Genomic DNA, 18,901 nt, shown 5'->3' with positions numbered 1-18,901 from the left:
GTACGGACTGCCGGTGACAGCCGGTCGGGTGGAGTGACTCCCGTCGCGAGGGGCGCGTCCGTACAGTGGTTGACGTGCCAAGGATTCGAGCGGCCTCCGTGGCCGAGCACCGGTCGATGCAGCGAGCCGCCCTGCTGGACGCGGCTCGGTCGTTGTTGTCCGAGGGCGGGACGGAGGCGCTGACCTTCCCGGCTCTCGCCGAGCGGACGGGACTCGCGCGGTCGTCCGTGTACGAGTACTTCCGGTCACGGGCGGCGGTGGTCGAGGAGCTGTGCCAGGTCGATTTCCCGGTGTGGGCCGCGGAGGTCTCCGCGGCGATGGAGGGGGCCTCGACGGCTGAGGGCAAGGTCGAGGCGTATGTGCGGCAGCAGCTGGCACTGGTCGGCGACCGGCGGCACCGGGCCGTGGTCGCCATCTCCGCGAGCGAGCTCGACGCGGGGGCCCGGGAGAAGATCCGGGCGGCGCACGGGGGCCTTGTCGCGATGATCGTCGAGGCGCTCGGGGAGATGGGACATGGGCAGCCCCGGCTGGCGGCGATGCTGGTGCAGGGGGTTGTGGACGCGGCTGTGCGGCGGATCGAGCTGGGGGCGGCGGAGGAGCCTTCGGTGATCACCGAGGCCGCGGTCTCGATGGCGCTGCGGGGAGTGCGGGGCTGAGGTCCTCGCTCTCGTGAGGTGCCGCAGTCAGGGCAAGGGGACCCCGAGTACGGGGAGCAGTCTCGACGGGCCCCGGCGCAGGAGCCATGGCGGGAGCAAGGAGAGAGGGTCGAGGTAGGTGTCGCCCCTGAGCAGACCCCAGTGCACGCACGGCGCCGTGCAGTGGGAGCCCGTCGGCTCGACCGCGCCCACCACCTCGCCCGCCGCCACCTCGTCGCCCTTCCCCACCGACGCCGTCACCGGCTCGTAGGTCACTCGAAGATCTGTGCCCGCCAGTTCCACCGAGACCACGCCCTTCCCCGCCACCCGGCCCGCGAAGGACACCCGGCCCGCCGCCACCGCCCGCACCGGGGTGCCGGCAGGAGCTGCCAGGTCCACGCCCCGGTGACCGGGGCTGTACACCGTCGCCGGGGGTTCCCAGCCGCGCAGGACCGCCGGGCGCGTGCCCACCGGCCAGGCGCGGCCGATCGCCGGTACCGAGACGTCCGTGGTCGTGGCCGCCGGCGCGAGGGAGACCGGCTTCGGCGCGGGCGCGGGCGCCGTCAGGAACAGCAGAAACCCCAGCACCAGCCACGTACCGCATCGCCTGCGTCGCCTGTCTCGCCTGCCTCGTCCGTATCGCTTCGCTCGCATACGAGAACCGTCCCGCATCCACCCCGATCATGGCCGGGGCCTGTGGACTACTTCCCGGTTGTGGACAGCGGCGTCACCCGGTACCTCGCGGGTCCCGTACACTTCTTCTGGCGATCCGGGTCACCGGGTCGACTTCGCACGCCCCGACACCTCGCCGTCACGCGGTCGGTGTCAGCGCCTCTCGGTCCTTTGCGGCAAGGCGCGTCGCGGGCGTCAGGCGCGGGTGCCCTCCGGTACCCGCGGTACAACCGAGAACACCAAGGAGAACGGCCATGGCCGTCGTCACGATGCGGGAGCTGCTGGAAAGCGGCGTCCACTTCGGTCACCAGACCCGTCGTTGGAACCCGAAGATGAAGCGCTTCATCTTCACGGAGCGCAACGGCATCTACATCATCGACCTGCTCCAGTCGCTGTCGTACATCGACCGCGCCTACGAGTTCGTCAAGGAGACCGTCGCCCACGGCGGCACGGTCATGTTCGTCGGCACGAAGAAGCAGGCGCAGGAGGCCATCGCCGAGCAGGCCACCCGCGTCGGCATGCCCTACGTCAACCAGCGCTGGCTGGGCGGCATGCTCACCAACTTCTCGACCGTCTACAAGCGTCTGCAGCGCCTCAAGGAGCTCGAGCAGATCGACTTCGAGGACGTCGCCGCTTCCGGTCTGACCAAGAAGGAGCTTCTCGTGCTCTCGCGCGAGAAGGCCAAGCTGGAGAAGACCCTCGGTGGTATCCGCGAGATGCAGAAGGTGCCCAGCGCCGTCTGGATCGTGGACACCAAGAAGGAGCACATCGCGGTCGGCGAGGCCCGGAAGCTCAACATCCCGGTCGTCGCCATCCTCGACACCAACTGCGACCCCGACGAGGTCGACTACAAGATCCCGGGCAACGACGACGCGATCCGCTCCGTCACCCTGCTCACCCGCGTGATCGCCGACGCCGTCGCCGAGGGCCTCATCAGCCGCTCGCGCGTCGCCACCGGTGACAAGGGCGAGAAGGCCGCGGGCGAGCCGCTCGCCGAGTGGGAGCGCGACCTGCTCGAGGGTGGCGAGAAGAAGGCCGAGGAGGCTCCCGCCGAGGCTGCTCCGGCCGCGGACGCCGCCGAGGCTCCCGCTGCCGAGGCCCCGGCCGCCGAGGCCCCCGCCGCCGAGGCTGAGGTTCCCGCCGAGGCCGCTCCGGCCGCGGACGCCGAGCAGGCCTGATCCGTCAGCGTCAGGGGTGACGGCGGGAGCGGTGCACCAACTCCGCTCCCGCCGTTCACCCGTAGGTCAGCGGAGAGTCGGCGGTCCCCGGCTACATGGGGGCCGTAGACCCCGTAGATCTTCGATCTTCCAGACTTCGAGAAAGATTCACAGACTCATGGCGAACTACACCGCCGCCGACGTCAAGAAGCTCCGTGAGCTCACGGGCGCCGGCATGATGGACTGCAAGAAGGCGCTGGACGAGGCCGAGGGCGACGTCGAGAAGGCTGTCGAGGCGCTTCGCATCAGGGGCCAGAAGGGCGTCGCCAAGCGCGAGGGCCGCTCCGCCGAGAACGGCGCCGTGGTCTCGATCATCGCCGACGACAACTCCTCCGGTGTCCTGGTCGAGCTGAAGTGCGAGACGGACTTCGTCGCCAAGGGCGAGAAGTTCCAGGCTGTGGCCAACAAGATCGCCGAGCACGTCGCCGCGACCTCCCCGGCCGACCTGGAGGCCCTGCTCGCCTCCGAGATCGAGGCCGGCAAGACCGTCCAGGCGTACGTGGACGAGGCCAACGCCAACCTCGGCGAGAAGATCGTCCTGGACCGCTTCGCGCAGTTCACCGACGGTTACGTGACCGCGTACATGCACCGCACGATGCCCGACCTGCCCCCGCAGATCGGTGTCCTCGTCGAGCTGGACAAGCCGGACGCGGAGACCGCTCGCGGTGTCGCCCAGCACATCGCCGCCTTCGCGCCGAAGTACCTCTCCAAGGAGGACGTGCCGGCCGAGGTCGTCGAGTCCGAGCGCCGTATCGCCGAGGAGACCACCCGCGCCGAGGGCAAGCCCGAGGCCGCGATCGCCAAGATCGTCGAGGGTCGCGTCAACGGCTTCTTCAAGGACGCCACGCTGCTCGGTCAGCCGTACGCGCTCGACCCCAAGAAGTCGGTCCAGAAGGTCCTGGACGAGGCCGGTGTCACCCTGAAGCGCTTCACGCGCATCAAGGTCGGCATCTGAGTCCGTACCGCGAGCGACGCGCGGGCCCTATAGGGTCGTCAGCAGTCGTCCGGTACGCCGCCACGCACGCGCGTGGCGGACGACAGCAGATCTGACGAGGAGGCCATTGCCGCGCATGGGATGCGAACCAGTTCCCAACCGGCAGTGGCCTTCTTCGTATGTGCAACAGGTGAAAGAGGCGGGATCCCATGACCACCAAGGCCCAGAAGAGCGACGACGGCAAAGTGCGCGGCCGGTTTCTGCTGAAGCTGTCCGGAGAGGCGTTCGCCGGTGGCGGGGGCCTGGGTGTGGACCCCGACGTGGTGCACAAGATCGCCCGTGAGATCGCCGCCGTCGTCCGGGACGGCGCCGAGATCGCCGTCGTCATCGGCGGCGGCAACTTCTTCCGCGGTGCCGAACTCCAGCAGCGCGGCATGGACCGCGCCCGCTCGGACTACATGGGCATGCTCGGCACCGTCATGAACTGCCTCGCCCTCCAGGACTTCCTGGAGAAGGAGGGCATCGACAGCCGGGTGCAGACCGCCATCACCATGGGCCAGGTCGCCGAGCCGTACATCCCGCTGCGGGCCGTGCGCCACCTGGAGAAGGGCCGCGTGGTCATCTTCGGCGCCGGTATGGGCATGCCGTACTTCTCCACCGACACCACCGCCGCCCAGCGCGCCCTGGAGATCGACGCCGAGGCGCTGCTCATGGGCAAGAACGGCGTGGACGGGGTCTACGACTCCGACCCGAAGACCAACCCCGACGCGGTCAAGTTCGACGCCCTCGGATACGGCGAGGTCATCACCCGTGACCTGAAGGTCGCCGACGCCACGGCCGTCACGCTGTGCCGCGACAACAAGCTCCCGATCCTGGTCTTCGAGCTCCTGGCGGAGGGCAACATCGCCCGCGCCGTCAAGGGTGAGAAGATCGGCACGCTGGTGGGCGACCAGGACAGCCGGGACTGACCCGGGGACACACCCGGTCCCTGACCGGGGGATGGACAATGTCCTGCCGGTCGGGAACCGTGCAGGAAGAAGACGCGACGCAGCCGGCCGCCGCCCCCAGGCACATGGAACAGCAGCCGGGCCTACTCAAGACACGCAGGAGCAAGTGGTGATCGAAGAGACCCTCCTCGAGGCCGAGGAGAAGATGGAGAAGGCCGTCGTGGTCGCCAAGGAGGACTTCGCCGCGATCCGCACCGGGCGTGCGCACCCGGCGATGTTCAACAAGATCGTGGCCGACTACTACGGTGCGCCGACGCCGATCAACCAGCTGGCTTCGTTCTCCGTGCCGGAGCCGCGCATGGCCGTCGTGACCCCGTTCGACAAGACCGCCCTGCGCAACATCGAGCAGGCGATCCGCGACTCCGACCTGGGCGTCAACCCGAGCAACGACGGCAACATCATCCGAGTGGTGTTCCCCGAGCTCACCGAGGAGCGCCGCCGCGACTACATCAAGGTCGCCCGGGGCAAGGCCGAGGACTCGCGCGTGTCGATCCGCTCGGTCCGCCGCAAGGCCAAGGACGCGATCGACAAGCTCGTCAAGGACGGCGAGGTCGGCGAGGACGAGGGCCGCCGTGCGGAGAAGGAGCTCGACGACGCGACGCACAAGTACGTCGCCCAGGTGGACGAGCTCCTCAAGCACAAGGAAGCGGAGCTTCTCGAGGTCTGATGAACGACTCTTCCTGGGCGACGCCGCCTCACACCGGGTACTGGGGGCCGTCCGACCAGGGGCCTGTCCAGGGGGCTGCCCCGGCGGGTCCCGCGTACGATGCGCATGACGCGCAGCACACTCGCCCCATGCCCATCGTGCCCGACGGACCCGCTGTACCCCGCTACGGTGACGACCAGGATGACGACCGGGGGGCCGCTCGGCTGAGCGGTCCCTTGTTCCGGGACGAGACGTTCCGGGACGACACGTTCCGTGACGAGACCGCATCGGCGCAGCCCCACCCGGGTGCGCCGCAGAAGCAGAATCCGGAGCCCATGCCCGATGCCCCGCAGCCGGCACCCGCGCCGCAGAAGAAGAGCGCGGGGCGGGACCTGGGCGCGGCCATAGGGGTCGGCGTCGGACTCGGCGTGGTGATCATCGCGTCGCTGTTCTTCGTCAAGGCGGCGTTCGTCGGCGTGATCACGGTCGCCGTGGTGGTCGGACTGTGGGAGCTGACGAAGCGGCTGGAGGAGCGCAAGGGCATCAAGGCGCCGCTCGTGCCGCTGGCGCTCGGCGGGGCCGCGATGGTCGTCGCCGGATACGTCCGAGGCGCCGAGGGTGCCTGGGTCGCGATGGCGCTCACGGCGCTCGCGGTCCTCGTCTGGCGGATGACGGAACCGCCGGAGGGCTACCTCAAGGACGTCACGGCGGGCGTCTTCGCGGCGTTCTACGTCCCGTTCCTGGCCACGTTCGTCGCCATGATGCTCACGGCCGAGGACGGGGCGGCACGTGTGCTGACCTTCCTGCTGCTGACCGTCGTCAGCGACACCGGCGCCTACGCGGTCGGCTGGCGCTTCGGCAGCCACAAGCTCGCGCCGCGCATCAGCCCCGGCAAGACCCGGGAGGGCCTGGTCGGAGCGGTGGCTTTCGCGATGGCGGCGGGTGCGCTGTGCATGGAGTTCCTGATCGACGACGGCACCTGGTGGCAGGGTCTGCTGCTCGGCCTCGCGGTCGCGGCCAGCGCGACGCTGGGTGACCTCGGCGAGTCGATGATCAAGCGCGACCTCGGCATCAAGGACATGGGCACGCTGCTGCCGGGCCACGGCGGCATCATGGACCGCCTGGACTCCCTGCTGCCGACGGCGCCGGTGGTGTGGCTGCTGCTGGTGCTGTTCGTGGGGTCCGGCTGACCGCGGGGTCGTCGCGTACGGCTCCCCTTGTACGGCTTTTCGGCCCCCGTCCTGTTATCAGGACGGGGGCCCGGTCGTCGAGATCACAGGGGCCCATTCTTTGCCTTTCACCAAGGCCGGCTTGGCCCAGGCCAGGTTGGCGCAAATTGTGCGTCAGGGCTTGCTTCGCACAGGTAAAAGGAGCCGTTTCCGCGGAATCTCGTCCGGGATGCTGACCATCGCGTCGGTTTTCGAACGGGGGAGCGGGATGAGTGGGCAGCGCGCACCGCGGCCCCTGGGGGTGGCCGTTCGTGAGCGTCAACGACTGCGGGCGGTCTCAGCGCCGATGTCATCGCCGGGGCGAAGCCCTCGGCCATGGGCCAGGACGCGCTGACGAACGCCGCCACGGGTGCCCTCGGCAACGCGCAGAACCACGGCGTCAACCACGGCCTGGAACAGCACGGCAGCCTCGGCGGGGAACACCTCAGCGACCGGGGGGGGACTGGCGGACGGCGCGCTCACGACACCGTGGGCACCACCGGCCCCGGCAGTCGGGACCCGCAGGTGACCACCCCCACCCCGCTCCGGACTGGGCTCCCGCCGTTGATCTGCCACACTGGAAGGGTTATGCCTGCACCCGGAGAACTCACTTTCGTCGCCCCCCGCGGAGCCCAGAAGCCGCCGCGGCACCTCGCCGATCTCACGCCCGCCGAGCGCAAGGAGGTCGTGGCGGGGATCGGGGAGAAGCCGTTTCGTGCCAAGCAGCTCTCGCAGCACTACTTCGCGCGGTACGCCCACGACCCGGCGGAGTGGACGGACATCCCGGCCGGTGCGCGCGGGAAGCTGCAGGAGGCGCTGCTTCCCGAGCTGATGACCGTCGTACGGCATCTGTCGACCGACCAGGGCACCACGCGCAAGACGCTGTGGCGGCTGTTCGACGGGACGCTCGTGGAGTCGGTGCTGATGCGGTACCCGGACCGGGTGACCATGTGCATCAGTTCGCAGGCCGGGTGCGGGATGAACTGTCCCTTCTGTGCCACCGGGCAGGCGGGTCTTGACCGCAATCTGTCCACCGCCGAGATCGTCCACCAGATCGTGGACGGGATGCGGGCGCTGCGGGACGGAGAGGTGCCGGGCGGGCCCGCGCGGCTGTCCAACATCGTCTTCATGGGCATGGGCGAGCCGCTCGCCAACTACAAGCGGGTGACCCAGTCCATTCGCGCGCTCACCGATCCCGCTCCCGACGGGCTCGGGCTCTCGCAGCGCGGCATCACCGTGTCGACCGTCGGGCTGGTGCCCGCCATCCACCGGTTCGCCGACGAGGGCTTCAAGTGCCGGCTCGCGATCTCCCTGCACGCGCCCGACGACGAGCTGCGCGACACCCTCGTCCCCGTGAACACGCGGTGGAAGGTGCGCGAGGTCCTCGACGCCGGGTTCGAGTACGTCGAGAAGTCCGGGCGGCGGCTCAGCATCGAGTACGCGCTCATCCGGGACATCAATGACCAGGCGTGGCGCGGTGACCGGCTCGGGCGGCTGCTCAAGGGCAAGCCCGTGCACGTCAACCTCATCCCGCTGAACCCCACCCCCGGGTCCAAGTGGACGGCCTCCCGGCCCGAGGACGAGAAGGCGTTCGTCGAGGCCATCGCCGCCCATGGTGTGCCGGTGACGATCCGGGACACCCGTGGGCAGGAGATCGACGGGGCCTGTGGTCAGCTCGCGGCCACCGAGCGGTAGTCTGACGGACGTACATCTTCATATCCGACAGGGGAGCGCCACAGCGCTGAGAGTGCGGCAATCGGGCCGCAGACCCTCTGAACCTCGCCCAGGTCATTCTGGGTAGGAAGTTCGGTCATCACCGTGAACAACAAGAAGTTTCTTGCTGCCGTCGTCGGCCTCGGCCTGGTCACGCTGTCCGCGTGCGGATCGTCCGACGGCGACCAGTCCTCCGGCTCCAAGACCGTCACCCTCGTCAGCCATGACTCCTGGGCCGTCTCCAAGAGCGTCCTCGCCGACTTCGAGAAGAAGTCCGGCTACAAGGTGAAGGTCCTGGAGGACGGCGATGCCGGGCAGGCCGTCAACAAGGCCATCCTCACCAAGGACAACCCGCAGGGCGACGTCTTCTTCGGCGTCGACAACACCCTGCTCTCCCGCGCGCTCGACAACGGGCTCTTCCAGTCGTACGCGGCGAAGGGTGCCGATCAGATCAAGGCGGGGTACCGGGTCGACGGGGACAAGGTCACGCCCATCGACACCGGTGACATCTGCGTCAACTACGACAAGGGCTGGTTCACCGAGCACAAGGTCCAGCCGCCGACGTCGTACGACGACCTGATCAAGCCCGCCTACAGGAACCTCCTCGTCACCGAGAACGCCTCCACCTCCTCGCCCGGCCTCGGCTTCCTGCTCGGGTCCGCCGCCAAGTACGGCGACGACGGCTGGCAGGGCTACTGGAAGAAGCTCAAGGCCAACGGCGTCAAGGTCGTCGACGGCTGGGAGCAGGCCTACAACGAGGAGTTCTCCGGGTCGGCCGGCGGCAAGAAGGCCAAGGCCGACCGGCCGCTCGTCGTCTCCTACGCCTCTTCGCCGCCCGCCGAGGTGATCTACGCCGACCCGAAGCCGAAGACCGCGCCCACCGGGGTCGCCGACGGCACCTGCTTCCGGCAGATCGAGTACGCCGGGCTGCTGAGCAACGCCAAGAACACCAAGGGCGGCAAGGCCTTCCTGGACTTCCTGCTCACCAAGGAGTTCCAGCAGGACATGCCGCTCAACATGTTCGTCTATCCGGTGGTGCGGGGGGCCTCGGTGCCCGCCGAGTTCACCCAGTACGGCCCGCAGGCCAAGGATCCCGAGACCATGGACCCGGCGAAGATCGCCGAGAACCGTGACGGCTGGGTCAAGTCGTGGACCTCACTCGTACTGAAGTAGCCACTCGGCGCAAGGGGAGCGCGGCGCGGCTCGGGCTCATGGCCGTGCCCGTCGCGTTCTTCGCCGTCTTCTTCGCCTGGCCCGTCGCCGCGATCATGGCGCGCGGGCTCAAGACCGGCGGGAGCTGGCAGTTCGGCCGGATCACCGACGTCCTGACCCAGCCGGACATCCGGCACGTCCTGTGGTTCACCACCTGGCAGGCGCTCGCCTCCACCGCGCTCACGCTCCTGATCGCACTCCCCGGCGCGTACGCCTTCGCGCGCTTCGACTTCCCCGGCAAGCAGGTCCTGCGGGCCGTGGTCACCGTCCCCTTCGTGCTGCCGACGGTCGTCGTCGGTACGGCCTTCCTGGCGCTCGTCGGAAGGGGCGGCCTCACGGACGACCTCTGGGGCGTACGGCTGGACACCACCGTGTGGGCGATCCTGCTCGCGCACGTCTTCTTCAACTACGCGGTCGTCGTACGGACCGTCGGCGGGCTGTGGGCCCAGCTGGACCCGCGCCAGGAGGAGGCCGCGCGGATGCTCGGCGCGTCCCGGCTGACGGCCTGGAGGACGGTCACCCTGCCCGCGCTCGCGCCCGCCGTGGCCGCCGCCGCGCTGATGGTGTTCCTCTTCACCTTCACCTCCTTCGGCGTGGTGCAGATCCTCGGCGGGCCGACCTTCTCGACCCTCGAAGTGGAGATCTACCGGCAGACCTCCGAGATCTTCGACCTGCCCACGGCCGCCGTGCTGACGCTGATCCAGTTCGTGGCGGTGGGCGCGGTCCTCGCCCTGCACGCGTGGACCGTACGGCGCCGGGAGAGCGCGCTGCGGCTCGTGGACGCGTCCGGCACCGCCCGGCGGCCGCGCGGGGCGGGGGAGTGGGGGCTGCTGGCCGGGGTCGTGGGCAGTGTCGCCGTACTCCTGCTGCTGCCGCTCGCCGTGCTGGTGCAGCGGTCGCTCGACGCCCCCGGCTTCGGCTACTACCGGGCGCTGACCAGCGCCGACGGCGGGGTGTTCCTGGTCGCGCCGATCCAGGCGGTCGGGAACTCGCTGGAGTACGCCCTCGCGGCGACCGCCATCGCGGTGCTGGTCGGGGGCCTCGCGGCGGCGGCGCTCACGCGGCGGGACGCGGGGCGGTTCGTACGGGGCTTCGACGCGCTGCTGATGCTGCCGCTCGGGGTGTCCGCGGTGACCGTCGGCTTCGGGTTCCTGATCTCGCTCGACGAGCCGCCGCTGGACCTCAGGCAGTCCTGGATCCTGGTGCCGCTCGCGCAGGCGCTGGTCGGGGTGCCGTTCGTCGTGCGGACCATGCTGCCGGTGCTGCGGGCGGTGGACCACCGGCTGCGGGAGGCGGCGGCCGTGCTCGGGGCCTCGCCCTGGCGGGTGTGGCGGGAGGTCGATCTGCCCATGGTGCGGCGGGCGTTGCTGATCGCGGCGGGCTTCGCCTTCGCCGTGTCGCTGGGCGAGTTCGGGGCGACCGTGTTCATCGCGCGGCCCGACAACCCGACGCTGCCGGTCGCCGTGGCCCGGCTGCTCGGGCGGGCCGGTGACCTCAACTACGGCCAGGCGATGGCCCTTTCGACGATCCTGATGGTGGTGTGCGCGGTGGCGCTGCTGGTCCTCGAACGGCTGCGGACCGACCGGACCGGGGAGTTCTGATGCTGCTGAGCCTTGAGGGCGCGACGGTACGGTTCGGCGGGCGGGCCGTGCTCGACGGGGTCGGGCTCGATGTCGCCGAGCACGAGATCGTGTGTGTGCTCGGACCCAGCGGGAGCGGGAAGTCGACGCTGCTGCGTGTGGTGGCCGGGCTCCAACCCCTCGACGGCGGGCGGGTGTCGCTCGACGGACGCGACCAGGGCGGGGTACCCGCGCACCGGCGTGGGGTGGGGCTGATGTTCCAGGACCATCAGCTGTTCCCGCAGCGGGACGTGGGCGCCAACGTGGCCTTCGGGCTGCGGATGCGCGGGGCGGGCAGGGCGCAACAGGACGAGCGGGTGCGGGAGTTGCTCGATCTCGTCGGGCTTCCGGCTGCCGCCCGGCGGGCTGTGGGCGCGCTCTCCGGTGGTGAGCAGCAGCGGGTCGCGCTGGCCCGGGCGCTCGCACCGCGTCCCCGGCTGCTGATGCTCGACGAGCCGCTCGGGCAGCTGGACCGTTCCCTGCGGGAGCGGCTCGTCGTCGAACTGCGCGAACTGTTCGGGCGGTTGGGCACCACCGTCCTCGCGGTCACCCACGACCAGGGTGAGGCCTTCGCGCTCGCCGACCGGGTCGTGGTGATGCGGGACGGACGGATCGCCCAGTCCGGTACGCCGCTCGAGGTGTGGCAGCGGCCGGCCGACGAGTTCGTGGCCCGCTTCCTCGGCTTCGAGAACGTCGTCGAGGGGACGGTGGCCGGGGAGGCGGCGGACACGGTGTGGGGCAAGGTGCCGGTGCCCCCGGGAGCCGCGCAGGGGGTCCGGAGCGTGCTGGTGAGGCCGGCGGGGGTGCGGCTCGTGGCGGCCGACGAGGGGCTGCGCTGCACGGTCACCGCGCGCACCTTCAGGGGCACGCATGTCGCCGTCCATCTGCGACCCGCCGACGAGGGGCCGCGGTTGGAGGCCGCGTGTGCGCTGCGGGTCGCGCCAGAGGTGGGGGACGCGGTCGGGGTGGAGTTCGACCCGGACGAAATCGTGGTGCTGGGCTGACGGGAGCGGGCCTACAGTGCGGGGCATGACGCTGCTCCCACACGACCGCTACTGCGACGAGATCGCCCACCAGGTGGGCCTGTTGAGGGCCGTGGTGACCTCCGGGGCCGATCTGTCCACGCCCGTGCCGACCTGCCCGGACTGGTCGCTGGAGCGCCTGGTGCGGCACACCGGGGGCGCCCTGCGCTGGGCGGAGTCGATGGTGCGGACCCGGGCCACCCACGACGTCCCGGAGGACCAGGTGCCGTCGGGGGAGGGGCCCGGGAGCGCCGCCGACCTCGACGCATGGCTCGGCGAGACCGGCGAGATGCTCGTCGCCACGCTGCGTGAGGCCGGCCCGGACGCCAAGGTGTGGTCCTGGGCCGGGATTCCGACCTCCGGGTTCTGGGCCCGCCGGATGGCGCATGAACTCACCGTCCACCGCGCCGACGCCGCCCTCGCCGTCGGGCAGCCGTACGAGGTCGCCCCCGAGATCGCCGCCGACGCGATCGACGAGTGGCTGCAGATCGTGGAGTTCATGCAGCGGGCCGCGCCGCACGACGAGGCGAGGCAGCTGCGGAGGCCGGGGCGCAGTATTCATCTGCATGCGACCGATGGGACGCCCGGGCTCGACGCCGAGTGGGTCGTCGAGCTCACCGAGGACGTGATCGTGTGGCGGCGAGGGCACGAGAAGACGACCGTCGCGCTGCGGGGGCCGCTGACCGGCGTGCTGCTCGCCTTCTACCGTCGACTGCCCCTGGACAGCCCCGGGTTGGAGGTCCTCGGGGAGCGGGAGCTGCTGGAGTTCTGGCTGGAGCGGACCGCGTTCGGATGACGGTACGGCTGTGGCCCGCCCCCGGACCGGGGACGGGCCACAGAACGTGGTGCGGGCGTCAGCGGGTGCTGCTCGCCCCACGACGGCGCAGGCCGAAGAACACCGCTCCGCCGCCGAGGGCGACGAGAGCGATCGCGATCCCGGCGATCAGGCCGGTGTTGGAGTTCGCACCGGTCTCGGCGAGGTTGGAGTCACCGGCCGCGGGCGACGGGGCGTTGCTCTCGCCGGTCGCCGGAGCGGTGGTGCCCTCGGAGGCCGACGGGGTCGGGGCCGGGGACTCCTCGGCCGGAGTGCTGGCGGAGTCCGACGGGGTGGGCGTGGGCGTCGGGGTCGGCGTCTCCTCGGTCTTGCAGGCGGTCGCCGGGGTGGTCAGGTTGGGTGTGATGTCCTCGCCCTGGATGTAGGGCAGGGCCTCGACGTGGATGCGGTACTCGGCGTTGGGCGCCCAGTCCTCCTTGAAGGTGACGGTGGTGCCCTCCTTGGAGCCCTTCACCGTCTGCTCGCCGACCTTCTTCGCGTCGGCGCCGTTGCTCTGCAGGAGGTACACGGAGACGGTCGCCTCGACGCCGGACTTGTCCACGTCGGTGACGCTGATGACGCCCTGGGTGCCGTCACACTTGGCTTCGGCGGAGAACTCCTTGATGTTGCAGGCAAGGGCGTTGCCGGAGGCGCCGAGCACGATCGCGGTCGTGGCGGCGGCGACGCCGAGAAAGCGCGCGGCGCGGGAGGTGCGGCGGGATATGGGCGTAAATGCCACGTTCGTCCTTCACGGGGTGCGCAAATGCGGGGGGCTGAAGGGATGGTGATGTGTCATCACCACCCCCAGGAGTCTCACAGGTCTATAAGTGCTGCATAAGTAGTGTCAACGTGCAGGTGCCCTACAACCGTTGGCTTTACGTTCTTATTACCGTGTGAGACGTTTCAGTGCGGCCGGAGCCTCCTCGATCCGGTCAACAAGGGCGATTCGGGCCTCCATTGACCGCTCCCGCGCCAACGCCCGGAGCAGCGGCCAGGTGGGCAGCTTCTCCGTCCAGTGGACGCGGTTCACGAGCACCATCGGCGTGGGCTCACCGCGCGACTCGTAGTAGTTGGGCGTCGCGTTGTCGAAGATCTCCTGCACGGTGCCGGCGGCACCCGGAAGGAAGACCACGCCCGCGGTGGAGCGGGCCAGCAGACCGTCCTCGCGGGTGGCGTTGGCGAAGTACTTGGCGATGTGCGAGGCGAAGGCGTTCGGCGGCTCGTGCCCGTAGAACCACGTCGGGATCCCGACGGACCGGCCGCCCCGGGGCCAACGCGCGCGGATCTCGAAGGCGGCCCGCGCCCAGTCGGTGATCGAGGGTGTGAACGACGGTGCCTTGGCGAGCAGTTCGCACGCCTCGTCGAGCATGCTGTCCTCGAAGGGGGCCGCGTAGGCGCCGAGGTTGGCCGCCTCCATCGCGCCCGGGCCGCCACCGGTGGCCACGGTGAACCCGGCGCGGGTCAGCTCGCGGCCGAGGCGGGCGGCACCGGCGTACTCCTGGGTGCCGCGGGCCATCGCGTGGCCGCCCATCACTCCCACGACGGCCGCTCCGCGCAGGAGTTCGTCGAGTGCGTCGGAGACCGCGTCGTCGTGGATGGAGCGCAGCATCGACGCGTATATGTCGCCGTCGGCCTTGGTGCGCTGGAACCAGGCGTAGGCGAGCGCGTCGGGGGTCTGCTCGTACCCCTTCTCCAGCTGGTCGAACAACTCGTCGGGGGAGTAGAGCAGTCCGCGGTACGGGTCGAAGGGCAGGTGCGGGACGGGCGGGAAGACGAGGGCGCCGTCCGCGCGGAGCTTCTCTGCGGCGTTCTCCCGCATCGGGCAGCCGAGGAAGACGGCGCCCGCGGTGTCGGTGGCGAGCAACTCCCTTGTGCGGTCTGTCAGATCGACGGACTGGACCCGGAAACCGGTGAGGGTGCCCCGGGCCGGCACGACCGCGTCGAACTCCTCGATGGTCTCGATCTCACGGTCGTCGTGGTGTGCCGCGTGGGCGGGGCTCGTCTGCACCCGCCCATGCTCGCACGCCGTGTTCCGGGCCGTGTTGCTGACCGGGGGTCAGCCCTGGACGGCCGCCGGGTCCATCCACACGACCTCCCAGCCGTGGCCGTCGAGGTCGTCGAACGAGCGGCCGTACATGAAGCCCTGGTCCTGGACGTCGTCGTTGGCGGTGCCGCCCGCGGCGACCGCCTTCCCGACCAGTTCGTCGACTTTCTCGCGGCTCTCGGCGCTCAGACAGAGCAGCACCTGGCTGGTCTTCGTCGCGTCCGCGATCTCCTTGTCGGTGAAGGTCGAGTAGAACGGCTTCGTGAGCAGCATCGCGACGATGGTCTCGCTGATCACGACCGAGGCGGCCTTGTCGTCGCTGAACTGCTCGTTGAGCGAGTAGCCGAGCTCTGTGTAGAACTTCTTCGAGGCGTCGAGGTCGTTCACGGGAAGGTTGACGAAGATCATCTGCTGGTACGCCGGCGTGGTCATCGGAGTCTCTCCCATCGGGTGTGTGCGGTACGGGGGGTAGACGGGCGGGCGCGGCGGAACTCATCGGTGGGGAGAGACTTTTTTCCAGGGCGTCTCGGCGGTCGGGGCGTCAGGGCGTCAGAGGGAGCGCCGCCAGCTCCGCCACGACCAGGGTGAGCGGACCGAACAGGGCCAGCAGGGCGCCGGCACGGAGGGCCGCGGCGCTGCGGAGCATGGTCGCGGGGGCGCCCAGACGCAGCAGCGCGGCCGTGGTGTCCGACCTCGCGTGCTTGGCCTCCACGGCCGCCGTCAGCAGCGTGGCGAGGGCGCAGCTCGTCACGAGGAGCAGTCCGAGGGTGGTGAGCGGGCCGACTTCGGGGCCGGTGGGGTCGTACAGGGAGATCATGGCGTAGGCGCCGGAGGCCACCGCGCAGACGATGCCGAGAGGGCGGCCGATCCGGGTGGCCTCCGCCATGAGGACCCGGCCGGCGAGGAGCCGCAGGGCCCCGGGCCGGCCGGACTGGAGGAGACGCCCGCACAGGTGGGTGAGACCGGGTCCGGCGACGGCCAGTCCCGCGGCGGTGAGGAGCCAGCCGACCAGGACCGAGGGGGTGCCCGCGAGACCGCCGGGGAGGGGGGTGGCGGGAGCGGTTCCGTGGCGGTTGGCGTAGGCCTCGACCGCCAGACCCGCGGCGAGCACCGCGATGCCCCAGGGAAGGCCCTTGGGGGCTTCCTGGGGGGCAGGGGGGAGGGCGCTGTCCTGGCCGGGGTCCAGGGGCCCGCTCTCGGCGGCGGGGGCGGGGGTGGGGTCCTTCGGGGCGGCGGGCTCGCTCGTGTTCCGACGCGCGCGGAAACGGCCGTACGCGCCGAAGGGCTCCCTCGCCGTCGTCCTGCCGTACGCCCCGAAGCGGCCGTACGACCGTGCCTCCCGCCTCGCCGAGGCCGCTCTGTCGTCCCGTGGCCGCAGGACGAGTCCCACCGTGACCGACGCGATCGCCGGGACCAGGCCCAGCAGGGTCAGGGCGGCCGGCAGGGGGAGGGGGGTGCCCGCCGCCAGGAAGTCCGCCGCCGCTCCGTCGAAGGGCAGGCCCGTCAGGTCGCCCCGCAGGTGGAGGAAGAAGAGTAGCGCCAGCATCGAGCCGAGGGTGCAGGACAGGGCCGTGGTCGTGGCCGTGACCGCCATCAGCCGGGCCGGTCCCAGGCCGATCGCCGCGAGACCGGGGCGGGGGCGGGTGCCCGGGTCGGTGCGGGCGACCGCCAGGGCGAAGTGGACCGTCGCCGCCAGGGGAGTCAGGCACCACGCGAGGCGGAGGACGGCGCCCGACGGGTCCTCCGGGTGGCTGATCGCGTGGCCGAGGGTGCACAGCAGGAGGAAGCCCGTGCCCGCCGAGGCGAGTGCCACCAGAAGGCGGCGCAGCTGTACGGCGGGACGGGCGCCCCGGGTCAGACGGAGAGCGAGCACGCGGTACGGCCTTCCGAGTCGGCCATCGGGGGCAGGTGCACGGTGTTCACCCGGCGTCCGTCCAGGAGGGTGACCGTGCGGTCCGCCAGGGCTGCGGTGTCGGGGTCGTGCGTGGCCAGGACCACGGTGATGCCGTGGGAGCGGGCGGCCGTGGTGAGCGTGCGCAGGACGTGGGCGCGGTCCGCCCGGTGCAGGGGGGCCGTCGGTTCGTCCGCGAACAGGACCGACGGTGCCGGGGCGAGGGCGCGGGCGACGCAGACGCGCTGGCGTTCGGACTGGGTCAGCTCGTGCGGGCGGCAGCGGGTCCGGTCGCCGATGTCCAGGCGCTCCAGCCACTCCATGGCGGCGACCTTGGCCCGGCGGCGGCCGGTGCCGCGCAGCATGAGGGGGAGGGCGGCGTTCTCCCAGGCGTTGAGCTCGGGGACGAGCACCGGGGCCGGGTCGATCCAGCCGAAACGGTCGCGGCGCAGGCGCTCGCGGGTCAGCGGGCCCATGGTGTGCACCGGCACGCTGTTGAACCAGACCTCGCCGCGCTGGGCCGGGGTGAGCCCCGACAGGCAGCTGAGCAGTGTGGTCTTGCCGCTGCCGCGCGGGCCGCTGACGGCGAGGATCTCGCCCTCGCGCACTCCGAGGGAGACACCCTGGAGCGCCGGTGAGCCGTCGCGGTGGGTGAAGTGCAGGGAGCGTGCCCAGAGCACATCGTTGTCCGGCGGGGCCTCCATGGCGTACACCTCGTTCTGGTCCGTTGTGCCTTGCAATCCCCCGAGCGGGGGAACGAAAGCAGGGCCGATCGGTTACCAGGCACGCTAAGGAGACGGGGGCGGGACGCCGTACAGCACACGGCCCGGGGTGCGTGCCTGTCACTCGGACGGGTGCACTCCGGGCCGTACGGGCCGCTGAGTCGCCGGGGGCTAGAGCTTGGTCCAGGCCTCGGTGAGGGTCGCGCGCAGGATCTGCTCGATCTCGTCGAAGGTCCCCTGGTCGGAGATCAGCGGCGGGGCGAGCTGGACGACCGGGTCGCCGCGGTCGTCGGCACGGCAGTACAGGCCGTTGTCGAAGAGGGCCTTGGAGAGGAAGCCGTACAGGACGCGCTCGGTCTCCTCGTCGTTGAAGGACTCCTTCGTCGCCTTGTCCTTGACGAGTTCGATGCCGTAGAAGAAGCCGTTGCCGCGGACGTCGCCGACGATCGGCAGGTCGTGCAGCTTCTCCAGGGTGGCGCGGAAGGCGCCCTCGTTGTCCAGGACGTGCTGGTTGAGGTTCTCGCGCTCGAACAGGTCGAGGTTGGCGAGGCCCACCGCGGCCGACACGGGGTGGCCGCCGAAGGTGTAGCCGTGCAGGAAGACGTTGTCCTCCTTGTAGAACGGCTCCGCCAGGCGGTCGGAGATGATGCAGGCGCCGATGGGGGAGTAGCCCGAGGTCATGCCCTTGGCGCAGGTGATCATGTCCGGGACGTAGTCGAACTTGTCGCAGGCGAACATGGTGCCGAGGCGGCCGAAGGCACAGATGACCTCGTCGGAGACCAGCAGCACGTCGTACTGGTCGCAGATCTCGCGCACCCGCTGGAAGTAGCCGGGCGGGGGCGGGAAGCAGCCGCCCGCGTTCTGCACGGGCTCCAGGAAGACCGCGGCGACGGTGTCCGGGCCCTCGAAGAGGATCTGCTGCTCGATCTGGTCGGCGGCCCAGCGGCCGTAGGCCTCGGGGTCGTCGCCGTGGATCGGGGCGCGGTAGATGTTGGTGTTCGGGACCTTGTGGGCGCCGGGGACGAGGGGCTCGAAGGGGGCCTTCAGGGCCGGCAGGCCGGTGATGGACAGGGCGCCCTGCGGGGTGCCGTGGTAGGCGACCGCGCGCGAGATGACCTTGTACTTGGTGGGCTTGCCGGTGAGCTTGAAGTACTGCTTGGCGAGCTTCCAGGCGGTCTCGACCGCCTCGCCGCCACCGGTGGTGAAGAAGACCTTGTTGAGGTCGCCCGGCGCGTGGTGGGCCAGGCGCTCCGCGAGTTCGACGGCCTTCGGGTGGGCGTAGGACCACACCGGGAAGAACGCCAGCTCCTGCGCCTGCTTGAAGGCGGTCTCGGCGAGTTCCGTGCGGCCGTGGCCGGCCTGGACCACGAACAGGCCCGCGAGACCGTCGAGGTAGCGCCTGCCCTTGTCGTCGTAGATGTAGGTGCCCTCGCCCCGGACGATGGTCGGGACCGGGGAGTTCTCGTACGAGGACATGCGGGTGAAGTGCATCCACAGGTGGTCGTACGCGGTGCGGCTGAGGTCCTTGGAGCTCACGGTTATCGG

18 protein-coding genes and 1 riboswitch are annotated in these 18,901 nt (G+C 70.6%); of the genes, 11 read left to right on the top strand and 7 right to left on the bottom strand.

What is annotated here, in order from left to right:
- Window positions 1-98: 98 nt before the first annotated feature.
- Complete coding sequence (locus ACFYZ8_RS09865; protein ID WP_359031059.1) at window positions 99-656, top strand: helix-turn-helix domain-containing protein; 558 nt, start codon at window positions 99-101, stop codon at window positions 654-656.
- Between the two features lie 27 nt (window positions 657-683).
- On the opposite strand, the gene ACFYZ8_RS09860 is transcribed toward ACFYZ8_RS09865, so the two are convergent.
- The gene (locus ACFYZ8_RS09860) at window positions 684-1,223 is read right to left on the bottom strand and encodes a M23 family metallopeptidase (protein WP_388534051.1); all 540 of its coding nucleotides are present in this window, start codon (window positions 1,221-1,223) and stop codon (window positions 684-686) included.
- A gap of 338 nt (window positions 1,224-1,561) precedes the next feature.
- Here ACFYZ8_RS09860 and rpsB point away from each other — a divergent pair, with 338 nt between their 5' ends.
- From rpsB to ACFYZ8_RS09810, 10 genes are all read left to right on the top strand, one after another.
- Window positions 1,562-2,485 carry a 30S ribosomal protein S2 gene (gene rpsB, locus ACFYZ8_RS09855; protein ID WP_359031033.1) on the top strand — a complete coding sequence of 308 codons (924 nt, stop codon included), beginning with the start codon at window positions 1,562-1,564 and terminating at the stop codon, window positions 2,483-2,485.
- A 157-nt stretch (window positions 2,486-2,642) separates the two neighbouring features.
- Window positions 2,643-3,479, top strand: coding sequence for a translation elongation factor Ts (gene tsf / locus ACFYZ8_RS09850; protein ID WP_359031034.1), 837 nt, complete (start codon window positions 2,643-2,645; stop codon window positions 3,477-3,479).
- Between the two features lie 188 nt (window positions 3,480-3,667).
- Window positions 3,668-4,426: a UMP kinase gene (pyrH, locus tag ACFYZ8_RS09845; RefSeq protein WP_020138770.1), complete on the top strand. Its 759-nt coding sequence runs from the start codon at window positions 3,668-3,670 to the stop codon at window positions 4,424-4,426.
- A gap of 148 nt (window positions 4,427-4,574) precedes the next feature.
- Window positions 4,575-5,132: a ribosome recycling factor gene (gene frr, locus ACFYZ8_RS09840; protein ID WP_037708751.1), complete on the top strand. Its 558-nt coding sequence runs from the start codon at window positions 4,575-4,577 to the stop codon at window positions 5,130-5,132.
- Window positions 5,132-6,301 (top strand): phosphatidate cytidylyltransferase, encoded by a 1,170-nt coding sequence (locus ACFYZ8_RS09835; RefSeq protein WP_388534046.1) that lies wholly within the window; start codon window positions 5,132-5,134, stop codon window positions 6,299-6,301. Before frr ends, ACFYZ8_RS09835 begins: the two co-directional genes overlap by 1 nt.
- A 606-nt stretch (window positions 6,302-6,907) precedes the next feature.
- Window positions 6,908-8,014 carry a 23S rRNA (adenine(2503)-C(2))-methyltransferase RlmN gene (gene rlmN / locus ACFYZ8_RS09830; protein ID WP_359031039.1) on the top strand — a complete coding sequence of 369 codons (1,107 nt, stop codon included), beginning with the start codon at window positions 6,908-6,910 and terminating at the stop codon, window positions 8,012-8,014.
- Window positions 8,015-8,033: 19 nt separating this feature from the next.
- A riboswitch (TPP riboswitch) is annotated at window positions 8,034-8,141 on the top strand.
- On the top strand, window positions 8,138-9,205 hold the full coding sequence (locus ACFYZ8_RS09825) for a thiamine ABC transporter substrate binding subunit (RefSeq protein ID WP_388534043.1): 1,068 nt from the start codon (window positions 8,138-8,140) through the stop codon (window positions 9,203-9,205). It overlaps the preceding riboswitch by 4 nt.
- Entirely contained in the window at window positions 9,181-10,845 is a 1,665-nt protein-coding gene (locus ACFYZ8_RS09820; RefSeq protein WP_388534040.1) for an ABC transporter permease, read from the top strand. Before ACFYZ8_RS09825 ends, ACFYZ8_RS09820 begins: the two co-directional genes overlap by 25 nt.
- Entirely contained in the window at window positions 10,845-11,867 is a 1,023-nt protein-coding gene (locus ACFYZ8_RS09815) for an ABC transporter ATP-binding protein (protein WP_388534037.1), read from the top strand. Before ACFYZ8_RS09820 ends, ACFYZ8_RS09815 begins: the two co-directional genes overlap by 1 nt.
- A 25-nt stretch (window positions 11,868-11,892) precedes the next feature.
- Window positions 11,893-12,681 carry a maleylpyruvate isomerase family mycothiol-dependent enzyme gene (locus tag ACFYZ8_RS09810; RefSeq protein WP_388534035.1) on the top strand — a complete coding sequence of 263 codons (789 nt, stop codon included), beginning with the start codon at window positions 11,893-11,895 and terminating at the stop codon, window positions 12,679-12,681.
- A 58-nt stretch (window positions 12,682-12,739) separates the two neighbouring features.
- Here the strand turns inward: ACFYZ8_RS09810 and ACFYZ8_RS09805 are convergent, their stop codons facing one another.
- The 6 genes from ACFYZ8_RS09805 to ACFYZ8_RS09780 all read right to left on the bottom strand — a co-directional run bounded on the left by ACFYZ8_RS09805 (window position 12,740) and on the right by ACFYZ8_RS09780 (window position 18,892).
- The gene (locus ACFYZ8_RS09805; RefSeq protein WP_359031043.1) at window positions 12,740-13,438 is read right to left on the bottom strand and encodes an LAETG motif-containing sortase-dependent surface protein; all 699 of its coding nucleotides are present in this window, start codon (window positions 13,436-13,438) and stop codon (window positions 12,740-12,742) included.
- 147 nt (window positions 13,439-13,585) lie between these two features.
- Window positions 13,586-14,707 (bottom strand): LOG family protein, encoded by a 1,122-nt coding sequence (locus tag ACFYZ8_RS09800; protein WP_388534032.1) that lies wholly within the window; start codon window positions 14,705-14,707, stop codon window positions 13,586-13,588.
- Window positions 14,708-14,755: 48 nt separating this feature from the next.
- Complete coding sequence (locus ACFYZ8_RS09795) at window positions 14,756-15,175, bottom strand: VOC family protein (protein WP_388534029.1); 420 nt, start codon at window positions 15,173-15,175, stop codon at window positions 14,756-14,758.
- 109 nt (window positions 15,176-15,284) lie between these two features.
- Window positions 15,285-16,616 carry a hypothetical protein gene (locus ACFYZ8_RS09790; protein ID WP_388534027.1) on the bottom strand — a complete coding sequence of 444 codons (1,332 nt, stop codon included), beginning with the start codon at window positions 16,614-16,616 and terminating at the stop codon, window positions 15,285-15,287.
- Window positions 16,598-17,338 carry an ABC transporter ATP-binding protein gene (locus tag ACFYZ8_RS09785; RefSeq protein WP_388534025.1) on the bottom strand — a complete coding sequence of 247 codons (741 nt, stop codon included), beginning with the start codon at window positions 17,336-17,338 and terminating at the stop codon, window positions 16,598-16,600. The genes ACFYZ8_RS09790 and ACFYZ8_RS09785 overlap by 19 nt, the downstream gene beginning before the upstream one ends.
- 189 nt (window positions 17,339-17,527) lie before the next feature.
- Window positions 17,528-18,892 carry an aspartate aminotransferase family protein gene (locus ACFYZ8_RS09780; RefSeq protein ID WP_388534023.1) on the bottom strand — a complete coding sequence of 455 codons (1,365 nt, stop codon included), beginning with the start codon at window positions 18,890-18,892 and terminating at the stop codon, window positions 17,528-17,530.
- Between the last annotated feature and the right edge of the window lie 9 nt (window positions 18,893-18,901).

Origin of the sequence: Streptomyces sp. NPDC001668 (assembly GCF_042893155.1) — a bacterium.
Lineage (GTDB): Bacteria > Actinomycetota > Actinomycetes > Streptomycetales > Streptomycetaceae > Streptomyces.
This window is presented reverse-complemented; position numbering and strand designations above follow the sequence as displayed.